At 41.6% G+C, this 14,710-nt stretch carries 9 protein-coding genes; 2 read left to right on the top strand and 7 right to left on the bottom strand.

Annotated elements, in window-relative coordinates; all coding sequences use genetic code 11:
* Positions 1 to 774 precede the first annotated feature (774 nt).
* Both ACYQ28_RS03260 and ACYQ28_RS03255 read left to right on the top strand, forming a co-directional pair.
* Entirely contained in the window at positions 775 to 1,500 is a 726-nt protein-coding gene (locus ACYQ28_RS03260) for a HupE/UreJ family protein (RefSeq protein WP_460048050.1), read from the top strand.
* A 57-nt stretch (positions 1,501 to 1,557) separates the two neighbouring features.
* A complete protein-coding gene (locus ACYQ28_RS03255) occupies positions 1,558 to 2,136 on the top strand; it encodes a hypothetical protein (protein ID WP_460048048.1) in 579 nt (192 codons plus the stop codon).
* 124 nt (positions 2,137 to 2,260) lie between these two features.
* Here the strand turns inward: ACYQ28_RS03255 and ACYQ28_RS03250 are convergent, their stop codons facing one another.
* From ACYQ28_RS03250 to ACYQ28_RS03220, 7 genes are all read right to left on the bottom strand, one after another.
* On the bottom strand, positions 2,261 to 4,768 hold the full coding sequence (locus ACYQ28_RS03250; RefSeq protein ID WP_460048122.1) for a tetratricopeptide repeat protein: 2,508 nt from the start codon (positions 4,766 to 4,768) through the stop codon (positions 2,261 to 2,263).
* Between the two features lie 92 nt (positions 4,769 to 4,860).
* On the bottom strand, positions 4,861 to 5,274 hold the full coding sequence (locus ACYQ28_RS03245; protein ID WP_460048047.1) for a hypothetical protein: 414 nt from the start codon (positions 5,272 to 5,274) through the stop codon (positions 4,861 to 4,863).
* 292 nt (positions 5,275 to 5,566) lie between these two features.
* Complete coding sequence (locus ACYQ28_RS03240; protein WP_460048046.1) at positions 5,567 to 8,491, bottom strand: insulinase family protein; 2,925 nt, start codon at positions 8,489 to 8,491, stop codon at positions 5,567 to 5,569.
* 115 nt (positions 8,492 to 8,606) lie between these two features.
* Positions 8,607 to 9,677, bottom strand: coding sequence for an AI-2E family transporter (locus ACYQ28_RS03235; protein WP_460048045.1), 1,071 nt, complete (start codon positions 9,675 to 9,677; stop codon positions 8,607 to 8,609).
* Positions 9,678 to 9,854: 177 nt separating this feature from the next.
* Positions 9,855 to 10,109, bottom strand: a complete 255-nt coding sequence (locus tag ACYQ28_RS03230) for a sulfurtransferase TusA family protein (protein ID WP_460048043.1) — start codon at positions 10,107 to 10,109, stop codon at positions 9,855 to 9,857.
* 230 nt (positions 10,110 to 10,339) lie between these two features.
* The gene (locus tag ACYQ28_RS03225) at positions 10,340 to 13,582 is read right to left on the bottom strand and encodes an efflux RND transporter permease subunit (protein ID WP_460048042.1); all 3,243 of its coding nucleotides are present in this window, start codon (positions 13,580 to 13,582) and stop codon (positions 10,340 to 10,342) included.
* A gap of 13 nt (positions 13,583 to 13,595) precedes the next feature.
* Positions 13,596 to 14,710: efflux RND transporter periplasmic adaptor subunit (locus ACYQ28_RS03220; RefSeq protein ID WP_460048041.1), on the bottom strand; the 1,115-nt coding region annotated here is incomplete at its 5' end.

Genomic DNA, 14,710 nt, shown 5'->3' with positions numbered 1-14,710 from the left:
GTATTTGCCATTGTGTGCGCTGTATTTACGACCCATGAGCGCTTGTGTTGGGTCGTTTTTTATTCGAGCAGCCATTGACAACAGCAAACCGGCTACTCACTACGAACGAAACTTCTTTAATTACGGCCCTAGAACCCTTAACAAGTTCAGCTTTTGTCAGAGAAAATCAAAGCTTGAGCCCACAGAATACAACAATTGTTTTATTTTGTAGTAATACTACATAAAGATAAAGATTTTGCGATGAAACAGCAAGTTTTTATAAACTTAGTTTTAATACTTTTTGACGTTATACCGACTTTGGCGGCATTCAACTGACACAAAACCGTCATATATAGAGACGCCTTCAGTAATTTAGCGCCAAAAACCTCATAAATAATAAGATGTAATAAAGCGTTGTAGATTTACTACATATCTTAAATAACGCCACTCAATTAGGTTTTTTGTAGTTAAGAACCAAGAAAACCAACGTTTCTTGTAGTTTTACTACAAGAAATTGTGAATAAAACCACCCAAAACGCTCAAAACCGAACATTTAATGTACAAATACAGTGAATTTAAGCCATGCGTTGTAGCCGATCAGTTTTTAGGCGGTTTATAGATCACTCTTTTCTTAATAAAAGCCCCTACTAATCCATAGACACAAAGTGACACTTTTACCAGTACAAATCGGTAATTAGGATTAAATTTTGGTTCTTTTGACGAATTGACCGGACTCAGCTGTTTGTTAAAGTGTGGCAACACGATGAGTCATGTATTAACCATGGTAATTACAAAATGGATTGCTCAATCAACCTTATACGGCCGCTTATAAACCGCCCTCTTACATTGCTGACAATCGCAACCGGCTTAATTTTTTTAATGGTTTCTATGTTTGCCAGCGCCCATGGCGTAGACGACTCGACTCGACGCTTTTTAACCGAAAATACCGGTGTGCAATTTGTACCTTTTTTATACATAGGTGCAAAACACATGTTTACCGGCTACGACCATCTCTTATTTTTGGTGGGTTTGATTTTTTTCTTATACAACAACAAAGATGTATTGATTTACGTAACCACCTTTACCTTGGGCCACAGTCTTACCCTATTGGCCGGAGTTGCATTTGATTTAAGCGTAAACGCCTATTTAATTGATGCCATTATTGGTTTATCGGTATTTTATAAAGGTTTTGATAACCTTGGCGGTTTTAAAAAATTATTGGGCTTTCAACCCAACACCAAAATTGCCGTTTTTATTTTTGGTTTATTTCACGGTTTTGGTTTGGCCACCAAATTACAAGAATTTCAATTACCCGCAGACAGCCTGCTACCCAATTTAATTGCCTTTAATATTGGCGTAGAACTTGGTCAATTTAGCGCGTTAATCTTTATTGTATTACTGCTGAATTTTTTACGAAGAATGCCCGCCTACCAAGGTGTAACCGTAACCACAAACAGCGCTTTAATGTCTGCAGGGCTTATTTTAATGGCCTACCAAATGACCGGATTTTTTGTTGCTTAGCAACAATTTCAAACCGCGCTGAATACCCAATAAACCGCCAAATTTAATGTATTGATTATGACCAACAATAACAACCTACAAACGCCCGAATTAGTTTCAAGCACTGCATTAATAAAATCTGTAATTGGCGCTGCTCTGTTTGCCGCCGTAATTACAACTCTTGTGGTATTGCCCGCCGAATACAATATCGACCCAACGGGTGTTGGCCATAAACTGGGTTTAACGGTTTTATCAAGCGACGGCAGTCAATCAGAGGTTGCTGACAAATTAAATGCCGATGAATTAAATGCCGAAGAAAAAGAGACAAATACACCCGGAAAAAAACTGGTTGAAATAGTCGTGCCAGCCAAAAGCGGTATTGAGTACAAATTTAAAATGACTCAATTTGAAAAACTCAACTACCAATGGCAAACCAACGGCCTACCCCTGTATTTTGACCTGCACGGCGAACCTGAAGGCAACACCACCGGCTATTTTGAAAGCTACACCATCGCCACAGCAGACACCATGAAAGGCAGCTTTACCGCACCCTTTACCGGCTCTCACGGCTGGTATTGGAAAAACGAAAGTACCCAACCAATTTCAATACAACTGCTGGTGCAAGGGCAATTTAAAGTTATGGGGTTGAATCCGTAAAAGCTTGGAAAATTACTTGAATCAACAAAAAAGCCCAGCTTGAATAGTTGGGCTTTTGAATAGTTTATTATTAATCTATAAAAACTTTTCTTTATTGGCTTTTCATTTTGATTAATCAAGACTACTAAATTAATTTAGTCTTGATCTCTTCACACCAGAGACAGGCATTTTCTATGTATGCATGGTCTTCAGGGTAAGTATTTTCAAAAACCTTTTTAGCTTTTTTAATTAACAAATAAGCTCTCTGGTAGCTTTCCAGCTCGTATAGCAATACCGCTAAGTTGTAATAACAAATTCCTGTTTTGAGATGATTTTCACCTAAGTTTTGCAAATCTAATGAGAGAGCTTTTTCATAAAGCTCCTTCGCCTTACTTAAATAACCCAAACTTTTAAACGCCAACCCTAAATTAGAATAATAAATAGCTATTGCTGGGTAGTCTTCACCGAAATTTTTCTTGATAGAAATCAGCGCCTTTTCAAATAAAGCTTTCGCCCCTTCAAAATCACCTAGGTCCTGCAATACAGTTCCTAAATTAGAATAACAAATAGAATTTATTGGGTGACCATCACCATAAACTTTTTCAGCTAAAACCATTGAACTTCTAAGTAAAGTTTTCGCCCCTTGTAAATCACCAAGATCTTTAAGCACCAGCCCTAAATTAGAACTACGAACGATAGTTACGGGATGCTGATCTTCAAAGATTTTTCTAGCTGAAGACATCGCTTTTTCGAGTAATACTTTCGCCCTTTCTAAATCTCCAACCTCTTGAAGCAATACTCCTAGATTAGAATAACCAATGGCAGTTTTAGGGTGATTTTCACCAAAAACTTTTTCGTAAAAATCGATGAACTTCTCAAGTAAATCTTTCGCACCTTTTATATCACCATGATTATGCAGTACTATCGCTAAATTAGAGTAATTGCTAGCAGTTATTGGGTGAGCCTTGCCAAAAATTTTTTCATCCAAAAATACCGCTTTTTCGAGTAAAGCTCTAGCTGCTTCTATGTCACCCAGCTCATCAAGCACCAATGCCAAATTAGAATAGTAGATCGTGGTATTGAGATGATTGTTAATGAAGTTTTCACCCTGAGAGTCTAATGCTTTTCCCTGCAAAACTTTCGCATTTTTTAAATCACCAAGCTCTTGAAGCAGCAACCCCAAATTAGAATAACCTATTGCTGTTATTGGGGAGTCTTCGCCAAAATATTCCACATATATCCGTACGGCTTTTTCGAGTAAAACTTTCGCTCCTTGAAAATCACCAAGGTCTTTAAGCACTAATGCTAAATCAGAACAAATAGCGGCTATTTTTGGTTCAACCTCCTCTGAAAGAACTTCAGCTAAAAGCATCGCTTTTTCATGTAAATTTTTCGCGCCATGCAAATCTCCTAAACCATGAAGCATGGCCCCCAAATCAGAATAACACTTAGCTGTTTCCAGACTTTTCTCGCCAAAAAAATTCATATTAAAAGCTAATTTTTTTTCGAGTAAATCTTTCGCCTCTCCGTAATCCCCAACCCATTTTAACCCGTCGATTAAATTTTTTTGTAGAGAAAAATCCCGCACGTCAATTAAATCAATAAATAGACGATAAACTGTTTTACCAAAAGGAATCCAAGGAAACTTTTCAATAGGGTTATCTTTGGTTTGGTCTAGGCTTAGTTTGTTAATTATATTTTCGACCAATGAAGTCACATCATCAAGTTGCACATTTAATTGTGTGAATAATGCCAGCTGTATAATTTGATGCATTTTGTAGCTGTCGTTTTTACTATCCGCAATTAACCAGCCGCTCTCTTTAAGGCTTTCGAGTATTTCAGAAAGCGTAAAGTCAAAATCTTCTTTTAAAGTCAGAAGATCTTCTAAGATTTCGTAGGTGTGGAACTCTGTTGGTAAGCAAGTTAGTTGTTTTAATAGGTGTATTTCCTGCTTAGAAAGTTTATCTACCTTAAAAATAGAGCACAAATACGAATGAATACGCTCTACTTTATCACCACCTTGTGTGTGGTTGATGCTCACATTCGCAGTAATGTCATCTTTTATAGCGGTTAATAATTCATCTAACGTTGCTCTTTTACGTTGCGCTATCTTGGCTAATAACTCGATGGTTAGTGTGTGGTAATCAATGGCTTTAACAATTGCGGCGATATCTGTATTTTGAAGTTTAGTTAGGGTGTAATGGCGTTTAAATAAATCGATAGCGGCGGTTTCAGATAAAAACCCCAACTCTTTTACTTCAAAGCCTACGATTGCTTCTCTTGAGGTAATTAAAATATGCCAGTCAGGCTGTTTGGGTAATTGGTCTTTAATTTTAGTGAGTGACGCAAACGCATTATCAATAACCAATAAATTAGGCTGATTTTCTAAGGCCCGCAGTTGATGAATTACTCTTGGAAATAGCTCATCGACGGTGCCAGTAGCATCGATATTTAAGCTGTGCAATAAACCTTCGGCGGAGATTAAATCTTGCCGAAAATCGTCACTGATTTGTTGTACCCAAGCGACGTGTGCGTAGTTTTCACAATAAAAAGTTGCGTAGGTTTGCGCCAAGGCGGTTTTACCAATGCCGCCCATACCATTGACCAACAACACTTGTTGTTGGTTACTTAAGTGTTCTCGTAAGTCTTTCAGTTCTTGCTCGCGACCAATCAGGGCTTTGGGATCAAATTCCGGTACTAATGTTGTTAATTGTTTAGGAATTATTGCTTTGTCTGATTGTTTGATTACGACTTTTTTACAACAAAGTCTCCCGAAGTTGTGACTGTATTGTTGTCGCCTTGCACGCCAATATTGGTTTCATCTTGGTTTAAAAACTTCGCCAGTTGTTCTTTGCCGGATTGGGTTTGTTGCAGCGCTGAAATTAGCCCGTTGATCAATGTTTGTACTGGAACCAAATCAGCAACATTGTGCTTGTCAAATTCTTCCACTAATACCGCTTTATAAGCATGGGATTCGGGGTTTTCTGCCAAGTCTTCCAGCGCTTTACTGGGTTTGCTGTTGATACCAAAAAGGTCGCTGATTTTGGTTTTAACGGCCGTAAAAGCGCTTTTCACCGTGCTTTCGGTAAGTTCGGTAGCGCCACAAGCAATAGCGGCGCGCAGGGTTTCGACGATCTCAGCTACGGGTAGGATGTCCATGTTTATTCCACTAATAAAATTCATTACGCCTAGAAAATTCATTCAAAGTATCATTAAGCAATAGGCACTTTTGGTCAAGAGGTGAACATAAACAGACATCATCTAAGCGGTGGTTTGTTGACGTTTAATTTGACTATTCGGAATGACTGTCTTTGAAAAAGGTAGATGCTGAGAGAAATAGTTGTCGTGAGGGTTTTATTGAGAGGTAATTTGAGAGACCTCTGATTAATTCTTTCACGATTTAATCAGAGGTTTGTTTAGATATTTAGAAAAATAAGATGTTTAACAACAATTACTGATATTGGTATTTATCAGCTTTGTTTTTAAATGCTTGAATATCGTCAATAAATTTAATTTCTTCGGGTTTTTCTTCGGTTGTGGCCGCTGCAAACCATAGCCATTGGCCGTTTTTAACGACGCTCGCGGTGAAATCAACGAATTCTTCCACGGTCATTTTATCGATTAAATTAGCTAATTGTTGGTCGCGGTCAAAAGTTTTTTGTTCAAAGGCGATGTTGTCCCAGTAGATTTCCGATTGTTCAAACAGGTTTTTAGGCGCTTCTAAAAGCCTAGCTTTTATGGCCTCTTTGTTTTGTTCAAAGTTTTCGGCGGCATTAAAGGTTTTTAAATATTCCAACATGGCAGCTTTAATGGTGGTAATGGGTACCGTTGGTGATTGAACAATAAATAAGGTTGCAGGTACGTTTTTAATTTGCATTGACGTGGTTGCAACTATGTAACCTAATTGTTGATCGGTTCGTAAACGGTTGTAGAAACCCGCATCAACGGCTTGTTCTAACAACATCATTTTAGCTTGATCTTCAAGACTGTCGCCCTGCCCTTGTAAATAACCCACTAAGGCGTTATCTGGGTGTTCAACATCAAGCCAGCTCCAAGTATCGCCGATGGGTAATTTAACAACGGTAGCCTTGGGCAGCTCTAGGTTATTTTTAGCGCCTTTTAACAGGTTAGCGTCAATTAAGGCCGCAATATTGGTTGCATCGTTTTTGGTGAAGTTACCAAATACCAATACTTCGGTGTCGGCACCGGCAAATAAACTGGTGGTAAAAGGTTTTAAATCGTCCAAATTAATGGTTTTTAATACCGCTAATTTTTCTTCGATCGTCCACTTTGGTGAAAACACGGTAGCGGCGGCATCAGCAAATATCTGTGAGTACGGAGTTTGTCGGCTGTTGTTGGTCCAAGCGCGCTCCAATTGGTTTTTAACCACATCATAATGCGACGCTAGGTTATCAAAATCTTGCAACTGCTCGATAATACGCTTAATTAGCTCGTCTTGTTTATCGGAATAGCCGCCAATACGTAAATCAAAACCACGGCTGTTGCTGCCTAGACCAAAATTTAAGCCCGCAAGACTGGCTGGATAACTGTACGACTGCAAGCTTTCTTCAACCATGTTCTCAAACAAATCAAGCATTACCGCGCCTTTAATGTCTTTAGCGACATTCGGTAATAAGAAACGAATATTCACAACACCGCGAGGCACCTCGTAAGAGGTATCGGTTTTAAACCACACGTCTAGGCTATTTTTTCCGATTAATTCAGGAATTTCGGAATCTTGAGTATCTTTAACCAAGGCTAAATCGGTAGCAATAAACGGATTTTTCTTTGGCAGAGCAAGTTGCGCTACCAAGTCTTTATCCACCGGCCATTCTTTGCCTTTTAACGATTCCACACTGTATGGCGTGTAGTAGTAATCGGATTTTTTATCGGCTTCTACGGTTTTTGAAGACAAATGCAAAAATAAATTTTCGGGTTTTATTTCTGCCAAATAAGACTTGATGAGTTTTTTGTCGAATTTCTCATAAAGGCTACCACCGTTTAAAATATTTTCTGGCGGTAATTCTTGTAAAACACCGGCGAGAAAACTCACGGTACCTGATGGCGATTGTTTTTCACTAAAACGAAAATCAATATCGGCAATTTTTGCTTGTTCGTTAAAGCGCCATTTATTTAAGCCAGATTTTTTAATGTTTTCAATTTCGGCAAAAAACAACCCTACTACTTCGTCTTTATGGGCAAGACCTTCGTCGGTTAGTTGAATCGACACCAAAAAGCTGCCATTAAAGCGATCACTTAAACCGTCGCCAGCGCTTAGGTTTTCGGCCCAGCCTTGTTTTTTAAGCACATCTAGCAAAGAACCTTCACCTTCGTGACCGACTAGATTACCAATGTAGCTGAGTGGTTTTTTACGGAAATATTCCAGTGTTGGCGGTACTGAGAACATCATGGTTAGTCTGTGGCCGTCTTTTTCGGGAACCGTCGATAACATTAACGGCAGTTTACCTTCTTCAAATAAAGGCACACCTTCGCGAATAACTTCTGCACGATTCTTTTTCACATCGCTGAATAAGTTGGTCACAAGGGTTTGTAGTTCATCCAGGCTTTCTTTGCCTAAAACTACTAAAGTCATTTGATCAGCTGAATAATATTTGCGATAAAATGCAATTAAATCTTCTCTGACGGGATCGTCAACACGATTGGCCAGTGTTGCGAGGCTACCAACGCTGAATTTAGACAATGGGTGTTCAGGATTTACCACTTCGCGGTAAGCGTCTAAATTGCGACGAAAATCGTCTTTAATATTAGCGCTGTATTCTGAGTTTACGGCCTTACGTTCGCGGTCAACATAGGCTTGCGTAAACAAGGGCGCAATAAAGAATTGAGCAAATCGATCTAGAGTTTCGGGTAATGCGCTGGCTTTTACCTCAAAGAAATAATTGGTGTGCTCAGAGCTGGTAAAGGCGTTGTGGTTACCGCCGTTTTTACTGACAAAATCTTGGTAGGCGTCGGGCTCTGGGTATTTTTTGGTACCCAAAAACAGCATGTGTTCTAAGAAGTGCGCCAAGCCTAAGCGATCGTCTGGGTTATCGTTACTGCCAACAAACACGTCTAACGCAGCGGCTGCTTTATCGGCGGTTTCGTCGTGAATAACAACCGCTTTTAAGCCATTTTCAAGCTCAAAATAACGATACTCACGGTCATCAATATCGCCTTTTTGAATAGTTACTGCAAAGCTTTGCCAACTGATAGTAGAAGCAACGGCCATGACGACCAGCACTTTTAATTTAGGGAGTTTTTGAGGTGATGTTGAAACTGTTTGAGCGGCTGTGGACTGTGGATTTGAACGGCTGATAAATCGTTTAAATAAGGTGTGTTGCAGATTGAATACAGATTTTTTTAAACGGTTTTGCATGTATAAATAACCCCTAAATTATGTACCGGCCTGTTTAGCCTTCGATCCCTAAAATATTGTTATCTGACTTTGATGCTTTGGGTTGGTTCACACCAAAGTCAGGCAATTCGCTCAGTTACTGTTGAGCCTCTAGCTCTTTATGGGCTAACGGCCAAGCACTTACCACGGCTTTGAACAAGGTCGCCAATGGAATGGCGAAAAATACGCCCCAAAAACCCCACAAGCCGCCAAACACTAGCACCGCAAGAATGATCGCAATTGGGTGTAAATTAACCGCTTCCGAAAATAACAGCGGTACTAATACGTTGCCATCTAAGGCTTGAATAACAAAATACGCCAACATTAAATAATAGAATTCGTTGGTAAACCCCCATTGGAAAAATCCAATTAATGCCACAGGAATGGTGACTACGGTTGCGCCAATGTAAGGAACAATGACCGACAAGCCCACGGCAATGCCGAGCAATAACGCGTAATTCACCCCCAACAGCACAAAGCAAACATAGGTAACGGTACCGACAATAAAAATTTCGATAACCTTGCCGCGTACGTAATTGGCCGCCTGAAGGTTCATTTCAGTCCAGATTTTACGCATAACTGGGCGTTTATGAGGAAGAAAAGAAGAAAGCCAAGCAAGAATTTGGTTGCTGTCTTTTAAGAAAAAGAACACCAAAATAGGTACTAATACCAAATACACTAACACCGCAATTAATACAGGCAAGCTGGCTAGGGATACGGTTAGCAGAGTTTGGCCAAATTGCGCAATTTTGCCGCGCGCCAGCTCAATAATTTCTTGCACCTGCTGCTGATTGATAAATGTTGGGTATTTTTCGGGCAGCAATAATAAGACTTTTTGCACTTCTGAAATCATGGTGGGCAATTCAGAAATGAGATTGCGCGATTGATCCCATAAAATCGGTAAGATCACTAATAAACTAACGACTAAAAATCCGATTAATAAAATAAAGGTAATGGTTACGGCAAAGGTATGGGGTATTCCGGCTTTTCTGAGTTTGCCAACAACACCTTGTAACAAGAACGCAATAATCACACTGGCAAACATAGGCGCTAAAGTGGCACCAAGTGTTAACAAAATAACCAGTGCGGCTACCAAAAAGACAAGGAGTAAAACGGCCTCTTCATCTGAAAAGTAACGGTTAATCCACGAACCGAAAATATTGAGCATAGTTTTTTGAGACCTTAAACAAAACGAACCTGGTTAAAAATAAAGCATTCTAAAAACAAAACTAAAAAAATACTGATTACGAAAAGCGCTTCTATCTTGTAAGTATATAAACCTTAAAAGGCATCTTAATCTTAAAAGGTTACCGTCTTTCTTCAAACGATACTGAGTGACAGGCTATCAAGGTTTATTGACTCGCTTCACCCAAAATAAAATACGTTCTCCAGACTCCTGGGTTTTTAGCAACGGATTACCCGACAGCTCGCAATACACGGGAATGTCTTTTTTTGAGCCTGCATCGGTTGCAATAACGCATATGGTTTGACCAACGGCTAATTCCCGCAAACCCAACTTTAATTTGAGCAGTGGCAGCGGACATGCCAAGCCACTTGCGTCTATGGTGTGATCGGCTTGGATGGGATATTCGTCAGTCATAGTATGCAAGTTCTAAACAAAGGCAGCACTTTAGTATAAACCGAGCCGTATACCAAAACGTAGCTTTCTCAAGGCTTCATAAACGAATCATAGAATCACAACCGCAAGTGATCAGTATTTGATCTAGAGACTCTTTCAGATTGGAGATTGAAGGACACGTGAAGGAAACCCCAAAAGGAATTTCCTTCAGTCAAAAGACTTCAGTAAAAAGATAAGACAGGTAGATCGATTCACCGAAGCTTAAGTAGCCTGTTTTTGCGCTCTTGAATTTTCTGCTGAGAAAATACCGCATACAAACATGGCAAAATAACCAAGGTTAAAGCGGTTGAGGTAACTAACCCTCCTACAATCACCGTGGCCAACGGCTTTTGTATCTCAGACCCAATTCCGTTAGATAGCAGAATGGGAATTAAACCCAGTGCCGAAGTAATAGCGGTCATTAGTACGGGTCTTAAACGCGAAACGGCGCCATCAATGATTGCTTCTTCGATGCTATTAGAAACAAACAATCGGCGATTGATGCTTTCTACCAAAACCACTGCATTCAGTACCGAAACACCAAACAAGGTAATAAAGCCAACCGAACTGGGCACCGATAAATATTGGCCGCTAACCCAAAGAGCAACTATTCCGCCAATAACGGCTAAGGGTACGTTTACCAAAATCAGCAACGCTTGCGACACCGAACCAAAAGCGAGATACAACAATACGGCAATCAGCAAAATAGATAAGGGGACAACCAAACTTAACCGAGCTTCAGCACGTTGTTGGCTTTCGAACTGTCCGCCATAGCTGACCGAATATCCTGACGGTAACTCGATTTGCTCAGCCAAAGCGTTTTGAATATCCGCAACCACACTGCCCATATCACGACCTTGGACATTGGCTTGAATCACCACGCGACGCTGAACTTCTTCACGACGAATTTGCGGTGGACCAGATTCAATATCAACCGAGGCAACGTCAATTAATCGCACCCAAGCACCACTGGGCGTTTGCAGACGCAACTCTTCAATGGCGGATTTTCGGTTGCGATGGCTTTCGTCTAAACGCACGTAAATATCGTAGCGCTCATTGCCGTTAATAACCTGCCCCGCAGCTTGACCACCCAAACCGGCATTAACTAATGACGTAATATCGGCGACGGATAATCCGTAACGCGACAGTCGTCTGCGATCTGGGCGAATCACCAATTGCGCTTCACCGGCGATTTGCTCCAACGCAACATCCGCCGCACCGGGAATCTCTCGAACCAAGGCTTCAATCTCTTGGCCTTTTGATTCTAAAACCGACAGGTCTGGGCCAAACAACTTAATGGCAAGCTGGGCTTTTACACCCGATAACAGTTCATCAACCCGAGTGGCGATGGGTTGCGAGAAGTTCAGCAATAATCCCGGATACACCGAGAGCTTTTCTTCCATTAAATGCTGTAAATCAGCACGATTGCTGGCGCTGGTCCAAGTATTTACCGGCGTTAGGCCAATGTAGATCTCGATGTTATTGACCGGCTCTGGATCACCACCGATTTCTGGCCGACCCACACGCGATAACGCGTAGCGAACTTCAGGAAATTCCAGCAATAAGGCTTCTAACTTTGGTGCCACACTAAGCGCTGTTTGCAAGCTACTCGAAGGCGCCAAAGTTACTCGCAGGTTTATGGTGCCCTCTTCTAACTCTGGAACAAACTCGGTACCGAGCCGCGGAATTAACAATAAAGACAGCAACAATAAAACGCCGGCGCATCCGGCAATTAAAAACTTTTTGCGAATCGCAAAATGCAAAGCGCGCTTATAGGCATTTAACCCAGCACCTAATTGGCGTTGCCAAAAACCCGACGGGGGTTTATCAACATTACTGTTTGGAGTTTTTTCGCTGAGTTTTTTCGCGGAATCACTGAATAAAGAAGAACCGCTGAAAAAAGAAGAATGACTGAAAAAATAAGTCGCCAGTGCCGGTGCAACAATTAAGGCAACCAACAATGCGGATATCATGGCAAAAATAATGGTTTCTGCCATAGGTTCGAATAATTTCGCTTCAACACCTTCAAAACTAAACAGTGGTAAAAACACCACCAAAATAATTAGGGTCGCGAAAAAAACCGAGCGCGCAACCTCACTGGTGGCGTTAAACACCGTTACCGAACTCTCTTCGACTTGCTGAGTTTCTTCGTTGACTTGCCGATGTTTGACCACATTTTCGACCACCACCACAGAGCCATCCACCAACATACCAATGGCAACCGCCAAACCACCCAGCGACATTAAGTTAGCGGATAAATCCAGCTCGATCATCACTAAAAGTGCTAATCCCACCGCAATAGGAATGGAAATAAGCACCAATAAGGTTGCACGTAAATTCAGTAAAAATAACGCTAATACGATAGAGATAAATACAAAGGCAGCGATTAGTGCCTGCACAACCGTATTGACGGCACTATTCACCAAGCTCGACTGGTCGTAAATAACTTGCAGGCTTACACCTTTTGGCAATGCTTGATTAACCAAGGTAACTCGGTTTTCGATATTTTCGATGGTTTGTTGGGTATTAGCACCGGTTTGCTTGAGAATAATGCCGGTAACGACTTCACCCAGCGAATGAACTTCACCGCTGTCATCACGCTGACTCATGGTAACAGCACCTTGACGAATTTCATCACCGAATTCCACCGTTGCCACGTCAGATACAACCACGCTGACACCATCGATGGATTGCAACGGAATCTGGCCAATTTGTTCTATGCCTGCTTGGTTTGGTTCAATCCAACCGGCTGCACGAATCACTAATTGTTCTTGGCCTCGACTTAAATACCAACCACCAGCATTGGCGTTATTTTGGTTAATTGCCGCAATAACGTCGTCGATACTCAGGTTGTAAGATAATAATCGCGCGGGATTAATATTGACCTGATACTGTTTAACCTCGCCACCAAACGATAAAACATCGGTAACCCCTTCTGCCGGTATCAGCAGTAATTTAACGACCCAATCGTTTAGGCTTCTTAAATCGGTCACCGAGTATTGATAACCCTCTTCTACTTTTAATAAGTATTGGTAAATTTGCCCTAACCCCGTGGTATTTGGCCCCATTTCTGGCAGACCAACGCCGTCGGGAATTAATTCACGAGCGGCTTGCAGTCGCTCAAAGACCAATTGGCGAGCAAAGTAAATATCGGTACCTTCTTTAAACACCACGGTAACGCCCGATAAACCGGTCTTAGAAATGGAACGCACCTCCTCCACCGTTGGTAAGGCGTACATGACCGCCTCAATGGGAAAGGTAATTAATTGTTCGACTTCCTGGGCGGCAAGGCCCGGCGCTTCGGTGTTTATGGATACCTGAACATTGGTAACATCGGGAAAGGCATCTAATTTTAGACTGGGTAATCGCAATAAAATGGCGACACAAGTGGCCAAAAGTGCGATAACCACTAAAAACCGATTATTAATGGCCCATAGAATGATTCGATCAAACATAACCACCTCTTAATTAATGGTTATGCGGATCGAAACCCGCCTTAGCTTGTTGCGATGCGATAAAAAACGCACCGGAGACAACCACCGAATCGCCGTTTTTTAGCCCTTTAATCTCGTGTAAATCACCGAGCTGACGACCTAAAGTGACAGACTTTTCGGCAAACTCACCTTCTTCATTTTGTACGTAGGCAATCCACTGACCGTCAGGCTTACGAATTAACGCTTCTTCCGGTAAAGCAATGATCGGCGTTTCGGTTTTTAAGAGAAAAAAGACATCGGCAAATAATCCGGGATGCAATTGATGACGCTTGTTTTGCACCGTTAAACGCAGCTTGCGAGTACGAGTCACGTGATCGATGGTGTGTGCTTGTTGTGCAACCTGAGCAAATAAGCTTTTATCACCAACTTTGATAATGGCCGAGTCATTCAACTCTACCTCTGGATTGTCGTCGGGTGGTAAAAACGCCTCTACCCAAAGTGTGTTTTCGTCAGCAACCGACAACAAAGCCCGCCCAGCTTCGACTCGCTCACCTTGAGCAAAACTATCAGCCAAAATAACGCCGTCAGTGCTTGCCGTTAATGTGTAGTAACCAAACTCGCTGGCTTTTAATTGCGGAATTTTTGCTATGTCGGCTTCGCTGATACCGTAGTTAATTAGCGTTGCGCGCGACTGAATAAAATGAGTTTTCGCATTTAAGTATCGTTCTTGGCCAACCGCCTTTTCACCGAGTTCTTGTACACGGCTCCATTGGGAAGACGCGGTTAAATAATCGTTTTGCGACTCGGCAACCTCGGCACTGAACAACGTGACCAGGTCTCGTCCTTCTGAAACGTGATCCCCCAAAGCCACATGACGTTGCACAACGACCGACGGCACTCGTGGCGAAACCACATAACTGGTATAACCATTAGAGAGGACTTCGCCCGGTGCATATACGGTGTATTCCACTATATCTGCCTGCACAGTACGAACCGCGATATCGGCAATACTTTGCTGAGAAGCTGACAGTGCCACACCTTCTTTATGGGCATGGTCATGCCCGTGTTCTTCGTGTTCTTCGTGTTCTTCGTGTTCTTCGTGTTCTTCGTGTTCTTCGTGTTCTTCGTGTTCTTCGTGTTCTTCGTGTT

This window comes from Sessilibacter sp. MAH1, assembly GCF_054658315.1.
This window is presented reverse-complemented; position numbering and strand designations above follow the sequence as displayed.